Here is a 17,929-nt window from a genome sequence, read left to right on the forward strand (position 1 = left end):
GTTCAAATGTCATTTGCGTTTACTCTGCAAGACTGACTTCTTGCAGCCAAAATTGGGCACTCTCAACATCCGGAAATATTTTAATCTCTGATTCAGCAATCGCCTGATTCAGCCAGACCGACCACAAAACCCACTGATCGTTACTCACTACCGCAACTCGATCAAAGTTTTGACGATTTTGTTTTGAGAAACGGATTTCTTCCAAAGCCATATCAATGGTGTAGCCATCCATTTGACTAAGGTCGAGCAGTAAGCGTGCCGAGCCATGGAAACGAATGTCATAGAGCACATTCACTTCAAATTCTTTGTAATCCTGCAAGGTAAACTGCTCGAAAACAACCGCATGAATATATTCTGCTTCATGTGAAATGCTAATCATGGTTTACCCCTAAAGCGTCGAATGATTCTTACACTAAAGCATAGAGAATAAATACGCAATTAGGTAAACAATCAGCAACAATCATTCAATTACGTACGAGATGCCAACATTAATGCCTTCATTTCAGCAATGGCCGTCTTCAAGCCAACAAAAATCGCATGTGAAATCAAAGCGTGACCAATATTAAGCTCTTCAATTTCGGGGATCGCCGCAATTGCTTGCACATTATGATAATGCAAGCCATGACCTGCATTGACGATCAAGCCCAATGACGCGGCAAACGCGGCTGCGTCTTGCACTCTTTCTAGTTCAAACTGCTGTTCTTTTCTAGATTTGGCATCGGCGTAGCGGCCTGTATGAATCTCAATCACAGGGGCGCCCAAATCATGTGCCATTTGAATTTGCGCTTGATCAGGATCGATAAAAATCGACGTTCGAATTTGAGCCTCTTGTAAAGCTTGAATATACTTGCCCACATGTTGCGGATCACGCAGCACATCCAGCCCGCCCTCGGTCGTCACTTCAGCTCGGTGCTCTGGCACCAAGCACACATCCTGCGGCAAGATATCGAGCGCATGCGCCAGCATTTCCTCAGTCAGTGCCATTTCAAGATTCATACGCGTTTGCAACACTGCACGCACCAGCCGTACATCCTCGTCGCGAATGTGGCGGCGATCTTCACGCAAATGCAAAGTAATCAAATCTGCACCAGCTTGTTCGGCCAATTGCGCGGCCAATACAGGATGCGGATAAATTGTGCCGCGCGCATTACGCACCGTGGCGACATGATCAATATTAACGCCAAGCAAAATGGGACGAGACATCTCTAATCAAATCCTATTAATAGTAGGTATACATATGAAGGCATTACAAAACAATAGCCAGAAGCAAATACCCTAATGAAACGTATCAAACGTTCAAGAGCGCGCTCAGAAATACAGCAAGCGATACAAAATCAAACTGGTACTTATAACTTTTGCAAATCAATGAGTAACTGCCGAGTGTGCAAAACAGTATCGCCCAGCAAACTGGTGATCGATTGCCGCATCCACATCTTGGCCCATGGCAACAATTGCTCGTTGGAAAAATTTGCGGCCGAAAACGCTAAAATCAAGGGCGCAGGGCAAGCATTGATGCCCTGACTAGGAATCAGGCCATGTCCATGCTGAAATTCATAGGATTGTTGCAGATTAAGTGGTCGACTTGAATGCGCTTCGAATTGCCAGCTAATGCCATAGCCAAGACAATCTAGCAATTGTCGCTCAAAATTACGCAGCACGGGTTCTACATTCGCACTCCCTAACATCGACAGCGCTTGTATTGCTTCGAAATATGCAGCAAACAACACCGAATTAGGCTCTTGTTTTGGACACAGGCGCTGCAATAGCTCGTTAATATAAAAACCACACAGCAAAGGCAAACCAGAAAGTTGCGGCAAGCCCGGCTGCCATACAGCCGAATGCAGCGTTTTTAACTCGCCACCACCAAACCATGATAGCAACAAGGGCTGAAAGCCCAGCAGTACGCTACGAATCTGCGAGCCCGGCCGCTGAACACCGCGCGCATAGATGGTGATTCGGCCATGATCGCGCGAAAAAACGTCCAGCAAACGACTAGTTTCGCGGTATGCATATTGATGGATTACAAAAGCAGGCTGCGCGTTAATTCGCAGCTTCGCTGCAGCCCGACTCATCGATTATTCGTAACCAAATTGACGTACTAAGCGTGTATCGTCAGCCCAGCCACTCTTCACTTTCACCCAAACCTCTAGATGAACCTTGGCTTCAAAAAGTTTTTCCATATCGACACGGGCATCGGTCGCGATTTTTTTCAATTTTGCGCCATTTTTTCCGATCAAGATCGGCTTTTGATTCTCTCTATCAACCAAAATGGCAGCGTAAATTCGACGCAATTCACGACCATCTGCGAGCGTTTCCTCTTCGAATTTTTCGATTTCAACCGCCATCACGTAAGGCAACTCTTCGCCCATCATGCGGAAAATCTTTTCACGAATAATTTCCGAAGCCAAAAAACGCTCATTACGATCAGTAATCTGATCTTCGGCAAACATAGGCACTGATTCAGGCAATAAAGGTTCAATAGCCGAGACCAGCACATCAAGTTTCAAGCCTTTTTGTGCCGACACCGGCACGATAGCCGCAAAATTAAAATGCTTGGAAACTGTTTCAATAAACGGAAACAAACTGCCTTTGTCCGCCAAGGTATCGACTTTATTAATGACCAACAACACAGGACGATCTTTCGGCAATAGTTCCAGCACGGCCTGATCGGCAGGACCAAAACGTCCCGCTTCAACGACAAATAAAATTGCATCCACATCAGCCAAAGTGCTGGTAACACTTTTATTCATGGCCTGATTTAAGGCATTACGAAACCGTTTTTGAAAGCCTGGTGTATCCACAAATACAAATTGCGCAGTTTCCGACGTCAAAATACCTGTAATTCGGTGACGGGTAGTTTGTGCTTTCCGTGAGGTGATACTTAATTTCTGGCCAATCAAATGGTTCATGAGCGTGGATTTACCCACATTCGGCTGACCTACAATCGCCACAAAACCACAGCGAAATCCGTCCCGACCTTCTGAAGCAATCAGATCATTTGTATTTAGTATTTCACTCATTTTCGCACAACCTTTTTACCTGGAAATTGCTCACGCAATTGATGGAGTACTGCGCCAGCAGCCAATTGTTCTGCGGCACGGCGGCTAGTACCCTCTGCTTTTGCCGACACTTTCAGTTCAACAATCGTGCAGCTCACTTCAAAAATCTGATCGGGAGAATCCCCTTGCTGACGCTCAATCACATAAGCGGGCAAATCTACTTTTCGCGCCTGCAACCATTCTTGCAGTGACGTTTTGGGGTCCTTCATCGCTTCTTCAGGATTTACCGCAGCAATCCTTGTAGCAAATAATTTGTGCAGTACGGCCTCAACTGAACTAAAACCGCCATCCAACCAAACCGCCCCCAAGATCGCCTCTAGCGCATCAGCCAAAATACTAGGGCGGCGATGACCGCCACTTTTCAGCTCGCCCTCGCCCAAAGACAAGTAATCACCCAGCTGCAGCTCGGTTGCAATAATCGCTAACGACTCTTGACGAACAAAGTGGGCGCGTAAGCGCGACAAATCACCTTCGCTCAATTGTGGAAACGCCAGAAACAAACTCCGCGCCACAATCGCATTCAAAATACCGTCGCCAACAAACTCCAGCCGCTCATTATGCGTCGAAGAAAAACTACGATGCGTTAAAGCTTGCTTGAGCAATTTAGGCTCAGAAAAAACATAACCGAGCGTTTTTTGCAAACGCTCGGCGGGTAAGACGACTGACAAATTAAAGATTCCTCGAATTATTCAACACTAGCACCAGATGATTTTTCAATTTGAAAATCAAACAATAAACTCACATTCGCCACCAAAGGGATCACCTTCTCATAATTAGCCGCGATGGTCGTTTTTCCACCGATTTGCGTAATGACTAAATCTTTCCCAGTCACATCGGTGATATAACCAATCGTTGCTTCTTTATCAAAAGATTCACGAATTGCATCTGGCGTTTGACCGGCACTATTTTTAGCTAATTTCTGTACCGTATTCTGAATAGAAAAAAACTGCGTATACGTGGGTACGACTTTAAAGCCAACAATTAAAGCCATTGCAACAGCCATCGCGACAATAATAAAACCGAAAAAAGACATTCCAGATTGCTTTTTCATTCCCTTCGCTCCTATTGAATCGTGGTACCGATACGATCAAAATATTTAAAATTCATCCAAATGAAAAATGCTTTCCCGACAATGTTTTCATTTGGTACAAAACCCCAGTAACGGCTATCTGCACTATGATCGCGATTGTCGCCCATCATAAAATACTGCCCCGCAGGAACCGTGCATTTAAAACCTGAATCATCATAGCTGCAATTTTCACGCAATGGGAAATCGCCAACTTCACGCAAATTCAACGCAGGCACTTCGGCCATCGTCAAAGTTTTATACTGCTTTGTGCCCTGACGTTCAAGAAATTGCTGGTTATTGACTAGATAAACACCATTTTCAACATACTGATGATCTGCTAAAGGCAGCGTTTCAACCGGATTACCATTAATGGTGAGTTTTTTGGAGCGGTACTCAACCACGTCGCCTGGCAAGCCAATTACGCGCTTGATGTATTGGATTTTTGGGTTGTTTGGGTAATCAAACACCATCACATCGCCGCGTTGCGGCTCACCGATGGGAACAATGACTTTATTCAGCAGCGGCAAACGAACGCCATAGGCGAATTTATTCACTAAAATAAAATCTCCCACCACTAAACCTGGGCGCATTGATGAAGATGGAATTTGAAATGGCTCGACAATAAATGAGCGCAATACAAATACGGCCAAAATCACCGGAAAGAAACCACGACCATATTCAATCCAATCGGCAATTTGGTTCTCACCGCGGGTTTTACCCCAAACAAACTTATCCATCGCCCAAACAAAACCAGTCAGGACGACAAAAATCAGCATTGCAGCGCTGATGCTAAAAAATTGCACCAATAGCACAAACAAACCCACGACTGCCAACAAATAGCCGTACTGCACTAATTGTGGTGGTTCATTGTTTTTACGCTCGTGCTTAGCGCCCGCCATAATCAAAACAGGCCCCAACACCAAGGAAAGCACACCGATTAACAGCCAATTCATTGATTGTTCCTTTTGAACAAAACGCGATAATTATTTATCACTCACCTGCAAAATCGCCAAGAACGCTTCTTGTGGAATCTCAACATTACCCACTTGTTTCATGCGTTTTTTACCGGCTTTTTGCTTATCGAGCAATTTACGTTTACGTGAAACATCGCCACCATAACATTTTGCCAAGACGTCTTTACGTGTCGCCTTCACTGTTTCACGCGCAATAATATGACTACCAATCGCAGCTTGAATTGCAATATCAAACATTTGGCGCGGGATCAATTCGCGCATTTTTGAGACAAGTTCGCGGCCACGATATTGGCTAGTACTACGGTGAACAATCAAACTCAGCGCATCAACGCGCTCGCTATTCACTAGCACATCCAATTTCACCAAATCGCCAACACGAAACTCTTTGAAATCGTAATCCAGCGAAGCATAACCACGGCTCACTGATTTCAATTTATCAAAGAAATCCATCACCACTTCAGCCATTGGCATTTCATAGGTCAACATCACTTGGCGACCCATGTATTGCATATTAATTTGCATGCCGCGTTTTTGATTGCACAGCGTCATCACAGGGCCGACATAATCTTGTGGCACCAAAATCGTTGCGGTAATAATTGGTTCGCGCACTTCATCGTATTTGGATGGATCAGGTAATTTCGATGGATTTTCGATTTGAACGACTTCGCCACCTTTGAGCACCAACTCAAACACCACGCTGGGTGCGGTGGTAATCAAATCCATATCAAATTCGCGCTCTAAGCGCTCTTGCACGATTTCTAGATGCAACAGACCTAAAAAGCCGCAACGGAAACCAAAACCCAATGCTTGCGATACTTCTGGCTCGTAATGCAAAGACGCGTCATTCAATTGCAGCTTTTCTAAACTATCGCGCAATTTTTCATAATCATGGCTTTCAACCGGATACAAACCAGCAAAAACCTGTGATTTAACCTCTTTAAAGCCAGGTAAAGCTTCAGTTGCTGGTGCTTTTACTGTGGTAATCGTGTCGCCCACTTTGGCGCTGGCGATTTCTTTGATACCGGCAATGATAAAGCCCACTTCGCCGGCGCGCAGTGCTTCGCGCTGCACTGATTTAGGCGTAAACACACCGACTTGCTCGCACAAGTGCTGCGCTTTGGTCGACATAAACAGGATTTTGTCTTTCGGACGAATTTCGCCGTCAACGACGCGAACCAACATAATTACGCCGACATAATTATCAAACCATGAGTCGATAATCAGTGCTTTCAGTGGGCCATCAGGATTACCCTTAGGTGGGGGTATCTTATTGACGACCTCTTCCAGAATATCTTCGATACCAATACCCGACTTAGCCGATGCACGCACCGCATCAGTTGCCTCGATACCAACGATGTCTTCAATTTCTTTGGCCACGCGATCAGGATCAGCCGCTGGCAAATCAATTTTATTCAGTACCGCGCGAACTTCAACGCCTTGCTCCAGTGCCGTATAACAATTAGCAACGGTTTGCGCTTCAACCCCTTGCGATGCATCGACGACCAATAAGGCGCCCTCACAAGCGGCCAAAGAGCGGCTCACTTCATAGCTGAAGTCAACGTGACCTGGAGTGTCAATTAAATTGAGATTGTAAATTTTGCCGTCGCGGGCTTTATATTTTAAGGCCGCGGTTTGCGCCTTAATCGTAATACCACGCTCTTTTTCAATATCCATTGAATCAAGCACTTGCGCGCTCATTTCGCGCATTTCCAAGCCGCCACAGAATTGAATAAAGCGATCTGCCAAGGTACTTTTACCGTGGTCGATATGCGCGATAATAGAGAAATTACGAATGTGATCCATGAGTCCCGCAGCCACTAAGCTGTTACACAATTGCAAATAGAAAAAGGCACGCCGCGCGTGCCCATACTAGCGATAACCGCTTATTTTAACTGATTTTTGCCAAGCTGACATCCAAAGCCTGTTGATCCAGATGGTAATGGCAGATTTCAAGCCCCTCTGCATCGGTCAAAACGGGCACCAGCTCGCCATACAGCGCTTCTAATTCATCGATATCTTCAATATCAATCCACTCCACCTCAAAGCGCCCTGCCGCTTGCGCCAACAGCTGCTCACGCATTACCGTGCATAAGCCGCAATACTCTCGACCAAACAATTTCAATTTCACTACACGACACCTCAAAAACAATTATCAAGCCAATTAACGACTTGAACAGGATGTTAATTTCATATTTGCCGGAATAATCTCAACAATCCGTGGCTGCATCGCTTGCGCCGAAGGGTTTCTCAAACGCAAAATTAAAAAACCAACAGCAAAACCAAGTGCAGCACCCAGTAAAGAAAATAATTCAGCCCGCGCAACGCTAGCCAAGGCACTACCTATCACAGCGCCGAAAATCAACAGCATCAATGGCAATCCATAAGCCCACAGCGCGGTATTGAGCAAAACACCATCATTTACGGCCACTTTAACCAAGTCGTTCGGCCTCGCACCCAAGGTATTTTTGACTTGATAACTTTGCTGTGCAGCGCCAAACAGTCGCGTAATCGCCACCGACTTACAGCCGGTTTTCGGGTTGCAATGACCACAAGGCGAATGTGGGCGAATACTCACCCATGCAAATTCACCCTCACAACGCTCAACCTGAGCTTCGCTCACTATCATTTAATTTCCAAAATTAACGTGGGGCATAAGCGTTCGAAAACCCTTCCACCGTAGCCGCAGGCACTTCACCCAAGCAACTCACCAAATTACCACCAACTTGGCGTGCATATAAATGAATTGGCCCCTGATGCGCCAAACCCAAAGGAAGGCTCGAATTCATGGGCTCAATAAACACCGATAGCGTCACCGCGCCATCACTATACAAATGATGCAACACTTCTCTGTGCTTGTGCGGCAAAGTACGTGTACTTTGTTTGATGAGTTTAAAGCCCGGAATGCTCGGCTTAATTTGCCAATGTGGATCACTCGCCAAATCAATCGCCTCACCCTCTACCACTGGGACGGCTCGCACGGCATGAGTTGGCTTTAACAGTTTGCGATCTATCCCTCCCCCCACTTGAATTTGGGCAAAATTGAAGCGCTGAACCACTTCATGGCGCATTCCCATCATCAACCACTTTAAAATCAGGCCACTTTCCTCATCCACCCAAAAGCGCTGCGGATAACGATAAGCATCCAGCGGTTCCAATTGATAAACCAGCGCCTCCCGACCTGCTACACGATCACGACCTATTTTCGACAAGCCATAAGAGCTAAGCAATCCAGACAAGTCACTCGGCAAATGATTTGGGAATAACTTCGAGGTATAGCGACGATCAATAACAAATCCGTTACCTGGCGGCGGATACATCATCACTTTATCGCCAATCCGAATGTATTCTTTGGTCTCGCCATCTAATAAAATTCGGCGCTCAGTGCTAATACCATTTTCAATCAAATGCGTAATTTGAAAATTGGTAACACTATCGCCGTACTGAAGAATGTAATTGCCCGAGTAATTTACTGTTTCCGCAGCGGTTGCGGCTCGCGTCAAAACACGTAAAGCCTCGGCACGCTCTAAATTGGCCGCCTGGGCTGCCAATACCGAAAAACACCCAAGCACAAATACAAGCACCCGCGCCAATGAATTTGCCAACATATTAACGCTGTTCTCCAGCTTCAAAATTAGCCATAGCTAGCTGCTCTGATGCAAATGAATTTGAAAGCCCTTCGCGATGCGCCGCCAAATAGGGGCTAATTTCGCTCGATTTAATCACCACTGGCGCCTGTGCCATTGTGGCCGGGCTTGGCGCTACGCTATGCATTGAGAATTGCCAGAAAGCCAACCCCACAAACATCACCGAGGCCACAGCCGAAGCGGGCAGCAATAATGATTTAACAAAATGAGGCTTATGCCAGCGACGCGGCGCGATCACGATAGGCTCTAACGCCAAACGCGCAGAGAATCTAGCCATAAAATCGGGCGACAAGGGGCAGTGCTGGACTGCATCGCGTGCCGCATGCAGCTCATACCAAGCGGTTTGCTGTAGATTCGATGCCAATATTTCATTAATCGTGGCCGAGGCTGTAACCCGATCCACTTCACAATCCATTAATGCAGAGATTTTTTCATTCATTTTGGCAACCTTTTTATTGCATTGCGGCGATGTAGCGATAGCGCACTACCAGCGCTTATCTTTGCCGACTTCTTTAAGTAAAGGACGTAAGCGATTAGCAATCGCTTCACGTGCGCGAAAAATTCGCGAACGCACGGTACCAATCGGACAGTCCATTGCCGCAGCAATTTCGTCGTAACTCATCCCATCCATTTCCCGCAAAGTAATCGCTTCGCGCAGCTCTTCTGGCAAAGCATTTACCGCCTCATTCACTGTAGAGACAATCTGTTTATTGGATAGTTCAGTTTCCGGCGTATGAAAATCGGGCACCAAAGAAGAGGCGTCGACAGTATCACCATCTTCATCTTCGTACTCAGTCGCCAACATCGGCCGTCGGCCCAAGGTCGAAAGATAGTTTTTTGCCGTATTGATCGCAATTCGGTACAGCCAAGTATAAAAAGCACTTTCGCCGCGAAAAGTCGGCAGCGCACGATAGGCTTTAATAAAAGCCTCTTGGGATACGTCCTCAATCTCGGCTTGGTCGCGAATCATTCGCGACAAAAGCCGCGCAATTCGGCGCTGATATTTGACTACCAGCAACTCAAAAGCACGCTGATCGCCATTTTGCGCCCGCAAGACCAATTCCTGATCTAAATCGCGCTCACTGATCTTAAGCAAGAAGTTCAACTCCCCAAAGTAAATTCATAAGCAACCGTCCGAAAGGTTTATGGTAAGCCAATGCCAGACGTACTTATCTAGCTTTAATATTGGGTAGATCCAGATTATTACAAGATCAATGGTGCGCACTCAAGCACGCGCTGCCCCGCTCTGTTAATATTTGACCATCCACTTTTTGAAATAATGACCATGCGTAAATTTGATGTACTGATTCTAGGTAGCGGCCTCGGTGGGATGACCATCGCCCTGCAATTGGCAGAAAAACTCAAAGTTGGCCTCATTACCAAACGTGCACTCCGCGATGGTGGCAGTGGTTGGGCTCAAGGTGGTATCGCGGCAGTACTGGATGGCTCAGACAGTGTTGAGCTACATATTCGCGACACCCAAGTGGCTGGCGCGGGCCTGTGCGATTTAGACGCCACGCGCTTTATTATTGAAAACTCCAAAGATGCCATCGATTGGCTGATTAAAATGGGCGTGCCCTTCACCAAAGATGACGAAGGCGAAAGCAGCTACCACGGCTATCACCTTACGCGTGAAGGCGGTCATAGCCATCGCCGCATTATTCACGCTGCCGATGCCACCGGCGCAGCGGTGATCGACACGCTGGCAATCAAAGTGGCGGCACATCCGAACATCACCGTGCTTGAAGAACACATCGCCGTCGATCTGATCACGGATAAAACCGAAAAAAATCGCTGCATCGGCGCCTACGTTTATAGCAAAGAAAAAGACCAAGTCGAAACCATACTCGCACCGTTTACTGTTTTAGCCACTGGCGGCGCGGGTAAAGTGTATCTGTACACGACCAATCCTGACGTCGCGACCGGTGACGGCATCGCGATGGGCTGGCGCGCGGGTTGCCGCGTGTCGAATATGGAATTTATCCAGTTTCACCCGACTTGCCTGTACCACCCGCACGCTAAATCGTTTTTGATTACCGAAGCGGTGCGCGGCGAAGGCGGCATTTTACGCCTACCAGATGGCACGCGCTTTATGCCGCAGCACGATGAACGCGCCGAACTCGCGCCACGCGACATCGTCGCCCGCGCGATTGACTTTGAAATGAAGCGCGGCGGTTTTGATTGTGTATATTTGGATATTTCCTATAAACCTGCCGCGTTTGTCAAAGAGCACTTCCCAAATATTTATCAACGCTGCTTAGAACTCGGCATCGACATCACCAAAGAACCGATTCCCGTCGTTCCTGCGGCGCATTACACCTGCGGCGGACTGGTGACAGATCTAACAGGCCGCACCGATGTGACGGGCTTATACGGCGTTGGCGAAGTCGCCTGCACTGGGCTGCACGGCGCAAATCGCTTGGCATCGAACTCTCTACTCGAATGCATGGTGCTCGGCAAAGCAGCCGCTGCACATATTTTGCAGCAAACGCCAGTCACACTGCCAGAAGTGCCAGAGTGGGATGAAAGCCGCGTTACCGATCCAGACGAGGAAGTGGTTATTGCGCATAACTGGGATGAATTACGCCGCTTTATGTGGGACTACGTCGGGATTGTGCGCACCAATAAACGCCTTGAGCGCGCGCTGCACCGGATTGAATTATTGGAGCGCGAAATCCACGAGTTTTACCGCAATTTCCGCGTATCGAACGACTTGATCGAGCTACGCAATCTCGTCATCACTGCCGAGCTTATCGTGCGCTGCGCGATGGCGCGTAAAGAAAGCCGTGGCCTGCATTACAGCCGCGATTACCCAGGTATTGATGTGGATTCCAAACCGACTTTGCTGCAACCGGAAAACTATAAAACCAAGGTTTAAGCCAACGCTTTTTTAAATAGCCACCTTAAAATAAATAGAGCGCCTACACGGCGCTCTATTTACATCAACAAGGGTATCTCAATACAACCATTATTAGCCAATGCCTATATGGCAATACCTATCAAACGATAAACACCAAAACCAATAATAATCACCCCAAAACAAGGGCGAACACCGGGGTAATTCAGCACCCGCATCAAGCCACTGGCAAACAAGCCCATCAGCAATAAATTCGGCAATGTTCCCAAACCAAACGCCAACATCACACCAGCACCTTGCCACATCGACGCAGTAGAAAGCGCCGCTAAACTAGCGGTATACACCAAACCACAGGGAATCCAGCCCCACAAAAAACCAATGATCGGCGTATGCCATAGCGTACGGATCGGTAAAAATCGACGTAACAGCGGTTGAATCTGCCGCCAAATCGGCTGGCCTACTTTCTCGATTTTCGTCAGCCAGCGCGACCATCCGGCGATATACAAACCCAGCACAATCAACAGGATATTGGCTAACACAAACAAAATCGTTTTGACGGACTGCAATTGCGCCAGCGAGGTAAAGCTCGCTAGACCACCCAGAATAAAGCCGATAAAGGCATACCCCAGCAGTCGGCCTACATTAAATCCAATGTGATACGGTAATTTGGGGCCAGCAGGCAGTTGCGCGCTGAATGCACCGACAATGCCGCCACACATCCCCGCGCAATGCCCGCCGCCGAGCAAACCGGCTAAAAAAAGCGCAATTAAATCTAATTCCAACATACGAAACTCAAAACGACACTTTAGATCAGCTGAGAATACCGCGCCTGCGTCGCTTTTGTCCGCAAATAGCCATCAAAGATCATTGCCACAGAGCGAATCAACATCCGCCCTTTGGCCGTCACGGTGATTGAATCGTCATCCAGCTCGACTAAACCGTCGAGTACCAAAGGCTGCAACAAAGCTAATTCTTCAGCAAAATATGCAGCAAACTGGATCATATAACCCGCTTCAAAGGGTTTAAAAAACACTTGAAATTGGCACATCAAAGCCTGAATCACGGCGCGGCGCAGCACATCATCGTGCGTCATCGTTAAGCCGCGCTCAACGGGGAATTCTTGCAAATCTAATCTGGCGTAATAATCCTCTAGCGTTTTGACATTTTGGTAATAACTCGCGCCGACTTTGCCAATTGAGGACACACCAAACGCCAATAAATCACAATCAGCGTGCGTGGAATAACCCTGGAAATTACGCTGTAAACGGCCACGGCGCTGCGCTACCGCCAGATCATCATCAGGCAAAGCAAAATGATCCATGCCGATTAACACGTAACCTGCTTGCGTGAGTTGTTCGATTGAATTTTGCAAGATATCGAGTTTGACTTCGGCCGATGGCAACTCGTCCACATTGATGCGCCGCTGCGGCATAAAGCGCTCGGGCAAATGTGCATAATTGTAGAGCGCGATTCGATCCGGCTTGAGCAAAAGCACCCGCGATATGGTTTCAGCGACGCTGGCGGCCGTTTGCTTGGGTAGGCCGTAAATCAAATCGACGCTTACCGACCTAAAACCATATTGCCTCGCAGCTTCAATCACAGTGCGAGTTTCTTCCTCAGTTTGCACGCGATTCACAGCGATTTGCACCTCGGGATTAAAATCTTGAATCCCGACACTCATCCGATTAAAGCCCAAACTCGCTAAATGTTGGATGGTTTCTGCGCCGACTTTACGCGGATCGATCTCAATCGAATATTCACCATGCACTTGCAAAGAGAAATGCGTATTGACCACATCCATCAGCCGCTGCAATTGCGCATGCGACAAGAAAGTCGGCGTGCCGCCGCCCAAATGCAATTGACTCACCTTAGGCCGACTGGGTAATAAATCACCATACATCTGCACTTCTTGCGTGAGATAATCTAGGTATTGATCTGCCTTATTCTGATCTTTGGTAATAATTTTATTACAGCCGCAGTAGTAACATATCGTATTACAGAAAGGTAAATGGAAGTACAATGACAGAGGCATCGCCAAAGCACCCGGAGTGCGCTGCAGCAAACAGGCCGCATGAGATTCTTGGCTAAGCCCAAGCGCAAAACGATCTGCTGTGGGATAAGAAGTGTATCGAGGCCCCTTACCGTCATAACGAGTAATTAAGTCACGATCAAAGTCAACGACAGGCCTAAGTAAGTGTATTTTTTGCGTGCTCATTTTTCCCTCAAAAATTGACTCTTTGGCCGCAGCATAAGTTGTACTAGTCTGAATAAAGTTGATCTAGATCAACCAATCCAGCGCATCCCTCTTTATAGATAGCTGCTTTTGCTTTAAAACAGCATATGAAAATATCATTCAAGCGTACATCGAGCCTTATATGATTCAAAACATTCAAATACGCGAACTCACTCCTCGCCACCTGCGCCAATCATGCTCTAACTGTAGCCTTCGTGAGCTCTGTTTACCGATCGGGCTCACCCCTGACGAGATGCAAGAACTGGACACAATTATTACTCAGGCTCGCCCCATCAAGCGCGGCGAAGCACTCTATCGCGCAGGCGAACCTTTCAAATCCCTGTTTGCGATTCGCGTTGGCTTTTTCAAAGCCAGTGTTATTTCAGAAGATGGCCGCGAGCAAGTGACTGGATTTCATATGTCCGGCGAATTGATGGGAATGGATGCAATCAGCTCCGATTTTCATACCTGTGACGCAATTGCACTGGAAGATAGCGAAGTTTGTGAAATGCCATTTGGCGAAATCGAAGAGCTCGCCGGTGATGTACCGATTTTGCAGCGCCATTTGTACAAAGTAATGAGCCGCGAAATCGTCCGCGATCATGGCGTGATGTTACTGCTGGGCAATATGAAGGCAGAAGAACGTTTGGCGGCATTTTTGCTGAATTTATCGCAACGTTTTGCGATTCGCGGCTATTCATCCAGCAGCTTTCACTTGCGGATGACACGCGAAGAAATTGGCAGTTATTTGGGACTCAAGCTCGAAACAGTCAGCCGTACGCTGTCTAAGTTTCAGGATCAGGGATTTATCAAAGTCCAAAACCGACTGATTGAAATTATTGACAGTGACAGCCTGAAAAAACTACTCAATAACTGTCACGGCGAATAAGCCACGGGCCTGCAAGAACGCAAATTTGCAGGCCAATCCAATAATCAGGAGCTTATTATGCACTACCAACTCTCAGCTCCTGCTTACCTACTGCCAGCCATTGCGACTCGCCTGGCGCTCAACGCGCCTACGCTGGCCTATAGCCTGTGCACACCCCACATTGAAACAAGCAGTGCGAACGCCGTACAGCTTATTTTGCAGCCTGATTTTTTTCACACGGCACCTGTTAAAACTCAGCAAGCGTGTATTGAAGTTTTTGTAATTCCCTCACCGCTAGCTCCGATGCAAGGCTATATGATCGCTGCAGCAGGCAGTCACGCCGATTTAGCAATGGCTGCGCCGATTTTGGATGCGCTAGCGCCGATACCGACGGGCTGGTTACATGTCGGCGATTTTGGTGCGGCAGGATTTTTGCATCAACTCTGGACTATCTTAACTGGCAATCAAACCGACAGCCCTTTGCCTTTCTGGCAAAACATGCGGTCACCACAAGAAGGTTTTCGCCTCAATCACCCCGATTTAATCGCCCAATTATCCAGCCTGATGGCGCAACAGCAGCTACTCATTCAATCGCTCAGCAGCGTTGCACAGCTCTTTCTCGCTCAATACCCCTGCAGCGAATTTAGCCCTTACAATCCGCAGCAAGCCAAACTCTTAAACCAAGAAAATATGGACAAGCTTTCGCCTGCCCATCAAATCGCCCAATTGCTCAGTAGTTTTCAAACCAATAATTAAGTGTATTACCCTGTAGCCATTATTTAAAAAAGCATACGGAGCAATACCCAAACTATTATATTACTTAGGCAGAGCAGCCATCACGCGCTGACGGCGGCTTTCTGATAATACAATCCCAGCAGCGACCGACACATTCAAGCTTTCTACCGAGCCGTACATTGGGATCGACACCAAGCTATCGCACAATTCGCGCGTCAAGCGACGCATGCCTTCACCCTCATTACCCAGCACCCAGGCAATCGGGCCAGTTTGTTCGTAATTGAATAAATCAGATTGGCCTTCGGCATCCGTGCCGACGATCCAAATGCCGCGCTCTTTCAAGTCACGAATCGTGCGTGCCAAATTAGTCACCATCACATACGGTACGACTTCAGCTGCACCACACGCGACTTTCGATACCGTCGCGGTAATGCCCACGCATTTGTCTTTCGGTGCAATCACCGCATGCACGCCCATCGCATCGGCCACGCGCAAGCACGCACCCAAATTATGCGGATCGGTAATGCCGTCCAAAATCAGCAAAAACGGTGGCTCATCCAAATCATCGAGCACGTCTTCAATTGATAAATAGCTTTTTTCGGTATCAATCAAGGCCGCAACGCCCTGATGACGCACATGCCCAGCAATACCATCCAAACGCGCACCATCCACTTGTACCAGCTTCACGTCTTGCAGCTTCACTGATTTAAGCAAATCTTTCATCCGTGGATCGCTGCGCTCGCTATTCACATAAACTTCGAGCACCGAATCGGGGAAACGACGTAAACGTGAACCTACGGCATGAAAACCGTGGATAATTTTATTCTGTGCCATGCGCATTACTTCCAAAAATAGCTAAGGGGGTGATTTTACGGTGTTTAGCGAAAAAAAACTTGCCGTAATGCCATTTCTAAATACAAATCTGCTTTACTTGGCCGTCTTTATGCGGCACCGATATGCTGTCTACGAGGCACTGGCGAGGTATTTATCACCGGAGCAAGCCAAAAATATCTCGCAAAAAACACTAAATATTTATTGCTGACAAACAAATTAAGTCGCTTTTATACTATCCTTAAGCAACATCGGCCATTTATCAAGTTGTTATCCAATATGACCATGACGCTCACCGAAGACAAAACCAATACCGAATTGCATGATCAGCGCTTGGCCATGCTTGAAGACATCGCCAAAGAACTCGATAGCGATACGGTTTTCCCCATTTGCTTTGATATCGCCATTGAAATTGGCACGGTCATGAAAAATCACAATGCATCGATTCAGCAAATCGCCGCAGAAGTGCAAAAAGACCCACTGATTGCCACCAAAATACTCAAACTCGCCAATTGCATCACCTACAACCCATCCGGCAGAAATATTGTCGATATTGAAAACGCAGTGATTCGACTGGGGATGGGCACAGCTCGCTCAGTGGCATTGGCCTGTGCGATGGATCAATTGGCGCGCTCAGCGCAGCTTGCACCATTTGAAGCGCAATCGAACTTATGGTGGTTGCATAGCCTCAAATGTGCGGCGATTTCACGCGTACTGTGCAAACAGCTCGCGCCGCGCATTAATCCTGATATGGCATTTTTGGCTGGACTAGTCCACGATTTAGGCGCGTTCTTTATGCTCGATCGCGCGGGCCGCTACCCTGAACTGTTGGAACGCCCAAAAACGGTCGATTACTTGGTTGCCCAATGGCACGACAGTATCGGTACGGTGCTACTGGATACTTTGGGGCTACCGGAAGAAATCATCGATGCGGTCCGTGATAACGACCTGCCTCGCCCGCCTGTAACGCAAATTCGTAAACTCACTGATGTGATTTATGTGGCTAATTTATTTGCGGGTGGTCTGGATGAAATCAATAAGCAAGATCTACCTGAGCCGTTCGAACCTGAAGAGCTAGACAATCCGCAGTACACTCGCTTAATTGATGAAATGAATGAAGCGTGCGCTGAAATTTTGAGCGTTTGGTAGGTATTAGCCTATAAGCTTTAATAAATAAGAGCCAACGAGCAATACCCTATACAAGGCTTAGACTTGAATCACATCCGCTGCATTGGCACATAACGAATCCCATCTGGGCTAGTTTGCTCAGCACCGCAAGGCATAAAGCCATAACGCATATACGCCGACACGCTATTAGCACTGGCGTTCACTGTTTCCACGCGCAATTGGGTATCTGCCGCCTTTAATAAAGCGCGACCAACACCACGACTTTGCATTTCCGGCAACACAAACAGCAGTGCAATATGCTGCACCTTAACTTGCAAAACACCGATGATGGTGTCTTGAATGACTGCCACCCAAGTCTGCGCGCCATCAGCATCTCGCGCCACAATGGCGTCCGTCGTCGCCACTTCTGCGAACGCTTTCACGCCGGCGGCGCTTTGATATTGCGCCGCCAAATGCTGAAACGTACTCAACACCACTTCCGACGCACGCGGATACTCCGCAGCTTGAATTAATCTAATTTCCAGCGCCATC

General features: G+C 47.5%; 21 protein-coding genes. 4 read left to right on the top strand and 17 right to left on the bottom strand.

All coding sequences use genetic code 11. The features are described 5' to 3' along the window. Positions 1 to 19 precede the first annotated feature (19 nt). The 13 genes from Q320_RS0101490 to rpoE all read right to left on the bottom strand — a co-directional run bounded on the left by Q320_RS0101490 (position 20) and on the right by rpoE (position 9,833). On the bottom strand, positions 20 to 379 hold the full coding sequence (locus tag Q320_RS0101490) for a SpoIIAA family protein (RefSeq protein ID WP_027467529.1): 360 nt from the start codon (positions 377 to 379) through the stop codon (positions 20 to 22). Between the two features lie 89 nt (positions 380 to 468). Next, positions 469 to 1,203: a pyridoxine 5'-phosphate synthase gene (gene pdxJ, locus Q320_RS0101495; protein WP_035851655.1), complete on the bottom strand. Its 735-nt coding sequence runs from the start codon at positions 1,201 to 1,203 to the stop codon at positions 469 to 471. Positions 1,204 to 1,346: 143 nt separating this feature from the next. Then, positions 1,347 to 2,072: a DNA repair protein RecO gene (recO, locus tag Q320_RS0101500; protein ID WP_027467531.1), complete on the bottom strand. Its 726-nt coding sequence runs from the start codon at positions 2,070 to 2,072 to the stop codon at positions 1,347 to 1,349. A 3-nt stretch (positions 2,073 to 2,075) separates the two neighbouring features. Then, positions 2,076 to 3,020 (bottom strand): GTPase Era, encoded by a 945-nt coding sequence (gene era / locus Q320_RS0101505; protein WP_051534369.1) that lies wholly within the window; start codon positions 3,018 to 3,020, stop codon positions 2,076 to 2,078. Beyond that, positions 3,017 to 3,727: a ribonuclease III gene (gene rnc, locus Q320_RS0101510; protein ID WP_027467533.1), complete on the bottom strand. Its 711-nt coding sequence runs from the start codon at positions 3,725 to 3,727 to the stop codon at positions 3,017 to 3,019. The genes era and rnc overlap by 4 nt, the downstream gene beginning before the upstream one ends. A 17-nt stretch (positions 3,728 to 3,744) precedes the next feature. Then, entirely contained in the window at positions 3,745 to 4,110 is a 366-nt protein-coding gene (locus Q320_RS0101515) for a DUF4845 domain-containing protein (protein ID WP_027467534.1), read from the bottom strand. A gap of 11 nt (positions 4,111 to 4,121) precedes the next feature. After that, positions 4,122 to 5,081, bottom strand: coding sequence for a signal peptidase I (lepB, locus tag Q320_RS0101520; RefSeq protein ID WP_027467535.1), 960 nt, complete (start codon positions 5,079 to 5,081; stop codon positions 4,122 to 4,124). Between the two features lie 30 nt (positions 5,082 to 5,111). Continuing rightward, positions 5,112 to 6,905: a translation elongation factor 4 gene (gene lepA / locus Q320_RS0101525; RefSeq protein ID WP_027467536.1), complete on the bottom strand. Its 1,794-nt coding sequence runs from the start codon at positions 6,903 to 6,905 to the stop codon at positions 5,112 to 5,114. Positions 6,906 to 6,990: 85 nt separating this feature from the next. Next, entirely contained in the window at positions 6,991 to 7,230 is a 240-nt protein-coding gene (locus tag Q320_RS0101530) for a glutaredoxin family protein (RefSeq protein ID WP_027467537.1), read from the bottom strand. Between the two features lie 33 nt (positions 7,231 to 7,263). Beyond that, complete coding sequence (locus Q320_RS20515) at positions 7,264 to 7,728, bottom strand: SoxR reducing system RseC family protein (protein ID WP_051534370.1); 465 nt, start codon at positions 7,726 to 7,728, stop codon at positions 7,264 to 7,266. Positions 7,729 to 7,741: 13 nt separating this feature from the next. Further along, positions 7,742 to 8,707 (bottom strand): MucB/RseB C-terminal domain-containing protein, encoded by a 966-nt coding sequence (locus Q320_RS0101540; RefSeq protein ID WP_027467538.1) that lies wholly within the window; start codon positions 8,705 to 8,707, stop codon positions 7,742 to 7,744. A 1-nt stretch (position 8,708) separates the two neighbouring features. Continuing rightward, the gene (locus tag Q320_RS0101545) at positions 8,709 to 9,185 is read right to left on the bottom strand and encodes a sigma-E factor negative regulatory protein (protein WP_027467539.1); all 477 of its coding nucleotides are present in this window, start codon (positions 9,183 to 9,185) and stop codon (positions 8,709 to 8,711) included. Between the two features lie 45 nt (positions 9,186 to 9,230). After that, a complete protein-coding gene (gene rpoE, locus Q320_RS0101550) occupies positions 9,231 to 9,833 on the bottom strand; it encodes an RNA polymerase sigma factor RpoE (RefSeq protein WP_027467540.1) in 603 nt (200 codons plus the stop codon). A 198-nt stretch (positions 9,834 to 10,031) separates the two neighbouring features. On the opposite strand from rpoE, the gene nadB reads away from it, so the two are divergent. Further along, the gene (gene nadB / locus Q320_RS0101555; protein ID WP_027467541.1) at positions 10,032 to 11,624 is read left to right on the top strand and encodes an L-aspartate oxidase; all 1,593 of its coding nucleotides are present in this window, start codon (positions 10,032 to 10,034) and stop codon (positions 11,622 to 11,624) included. A 104-nt stretch (positions 11,625 to 11,728) separates the two neighbouring features. On the opposite strand, the gene Q320_RS0101560 is transcribed toward nadB, so the two are convergent. Continuing rightward, positions 11,729 to 12,388, bottom strand: a complete 660-nt coding sequence (locus Q320_RS0101560) for a sulfite exporter TauE/SafE family protein (RefSeq protein WP_027467542.1) — start codon at positions 12,386 to 12,388, stop codon at positions 11,729 to 11,731. A 20-nt stretch (positions 12,389 to 12,408) separates the two neighbouring features. Next, complete coding sequence (gene hemN / locus Q320_RS0101565; RefSeq protein ID WP_051534371.1) at positions 12,409 to 13,818, bottom strand: oxygen-independent coproporphyrinogen III oxidase; 1,410 nt, start codon at positions 13,816 to 13,818, stop codon at positions 12,409 to 12,411. 160 nt (positions 13,819 to 13,978) lie between these two features. On the opposite strand from hemN, the gene fnr reads away from it, so the two are divergent. After that, positions 13,979 to 14,725, top strand: coding sequence for a fumarate/nitrate reduction transcriptional regulator Fnr (fnr, locus tag Q320_RS0101570; protein WP_051534372.1), 747 nt, complete (start codon positions 13,979 to 13,981; stop codon positions 14,723 to 14,725). Positions 14,726 to 14,782: 57 nt separating this feature from the next. Beyond that, the gene (locus Q320_RS0101575) at positions 14,783 to 15,460 is read left to right on the top strand and encodes a hypothetical protein (RefSeq protein WP_027467545.1); all 678 of its coding nucleotides are present in this window, start codon (positions 14,783 to 14,785) and stop codon (positions 15,458 to 15,460) included. Positions 15,461 to 15,520: 60 nt separating this feature from the next. On the opposite strand, the gene rlmB is transcribed toward Q320_RS0101575, so the two are convergent. Beyond that, a complete protein-coding gene (rlmB, locus tag Q320_RS0101580) occupies positions 15,521 to 16,273 on the bottom strand; it encodes a 23S rRNA (guanosine(2251)-2'-O)-methyltransferase RlmB (RefSeq protein ID WP_027467546.1) in 753 nt (250 codons plus the stop codon). Positions 16,274 to 16,549: 276 nt separating this feature from the next. On the opposite strand from rlmB, the gene Q320_RS0101585 reads away from it, so the two are divergent. Beyond that, positions 16,550 to 17,419 carry an HDOD domain-containing protein gene (locus tag Q320_RS0101585; RefSeq protein ID WP_027467547.1) on the top strand — a complete coding sequence of 290 codons (870 nt, stop codon included), beginning with the start codon at positions 16,550 to 16,552 and terminating at the stop codon, positions 17,417 to 17,419. A 68-nt stretch (positions 17,420 to 17,487) separates the two neighbouring features. Here Q320_RS0101585 and Q320_RS18020 read toward each other — a convergent pair whose 3' ends face one another. Further along, positions 17,488 to 17,928 carry a GNAT family N-acetyltransferase gene (locus Q320_RS18020; protein WP_051534373.1) on the bottom strand — a complete coding sequence of 147 codons (441 nt, stop codon included), beginning with the start codon at positions 17,926 to 17,928 and terminating at the stop codon, positions 17,488 to 17,490. Position 17,929: the final 1 nt, after the last annotated feature.

This window comes from Deefgea rivuli DSM 18356, assembly GCF_000620145.1.
Taxonomy (GTDB): Bacteria; Pseudomonadota; Gammaproteobacteria; order Burkholderiales; family Chitinibacteraceae; genus Deefgea; species Deefgea rivuli.

What these genes read in the sequence shown, in the direction of transcription:
- Q320_RS0101515 (WP_027467534.1), bottom strand. Translation starts at nt 4,110, where the DNA reads ATGAAAAAGCAATCTGGAATGTCTTTTTTCGGTTTTATTATTGTCGCG.
- Q320_RS0101585 (WP_027467547.1), top strand. Translation starts at nt 16,550, where the DNA reads ATGACCATGACGCTCACCGAAGACAAAACCAATACCGAATTGCATGAT.
- Q320_RS0101560 (WP_027467542.1), bottom strand. Translation starts at nt 12,388, where the DNA reads ATGTTGGAATTAGATTTAATTGCGCTTTTTTTAGCCGGTTTGCTCGGC.
- Q320_RS0101540 (WP_027467538.1), bottom strand. Translation starts at nt 8,707, where the DNA reads ATGTTGGCAAATTCATTGGCGCGGGTGCTTGTATTTGTGCTTGGGTGT.
- Q320_RS20515 (WP_051534370.1), bottom strand. Translation starts at nt 7,728, where the DNA reads ATGATAGTGAGCGAAGCTCAGGTTGAGCGTTGTGAGGGTGAATTTGCA.
- hemN (WP_051534371.1), bottom strand. Translation starts at nt 13,818, where the DNA reads ATGAGCACGCAAAAAATACACTTACTTAGGCCTGTCGTTGACTTTGAT.
- Q320_RS18020 (WP_051534373.1), bottom strand. Translation starts at nt 17,928, where the DNA reads ATGGCGCTGGAAATTAGATTAATTCAAGCTGCGGAGTATCCGCGTGCG.
- era (WP_051534369.1), bottom strand. Translation starts at nt 3,020, where the DNA reads ATGAGTGAAATACTAAATACAAATGATCTGATTGCTTCAGAAGGTCGG.
- fnr (WP_051534372.1), top strand. Translation starts at nt 13,979, where the DNA reads ATGATTCAAAACATTCAAATACGCGAACTCACTCCTCGCCACCTGCGC.
- lepA (WP_027467536.1), bottom strand. Translation starts at nt 6,905, where the DNA reads ATGGATCACATTCGTAATTTCTCTATTATCGCGCATATCGACCACGGT.
- rlmB (WP_027467546.1), bottom strand. Translation starts at nt 16,273, where the DNA reads ATGGCACAGAATAAAATTATCCACGGTTTTCATGCCGTAGGTTCACGT.
- pdxJ (WP_035851655.1), bottom strand. Translation starts at nt 1,203, where the DNA reads ATGTCTCGTCCCATTTTGCTTGGCGTTAATATTGATCATGTCGCCACG.
- Q320_RS0101575 (WP_027467545.1), top strand. Translation starts at nt 14,783, where the DNA reads ATGCACTACCAACTCTCAGCTCCTGCTTACCTACTGCCAGCCATTGCG.
- nadB (WP_027467541.1), top strand. Translation starts at nt 10,032, where the DNA reads ATGCGTAAATTTGATGTACTGATTCTAGGTAGCGGCCTCGGTGGGATG.
- Q320_RS0101545 (WP_027467539.1), bottom strand. Translation starts at nt 9,185, where the DNA reads ATGAATGAAAAAATCTCTGCATTAATGGATTGTGAAGTGGATCGGGTT.
- lepB (WP_027467535.1), bottom strand. Translation starts at nt 5,081, where the DNA reads ATGAATTGGCTGTTAATCGGTGTGCTTTCCTTGGTGTTGGGGCCTGTT.
- Q320_RS0101490 (WP_027467529.1), bottom strand. Translation starts at nt 379, where the DNA reads ATGATTAGCATTTCACATGAAGCAGAATATATTCATGCGGTTGTTTTC.
- recO (WP_027467531.1), bottom strand. Translation starts at nt 2,072, where the DNA reads ATGAGTCGGGCTGCAGCGAAGCTGCGAATTAACGCGCAGCCTGCTTTT.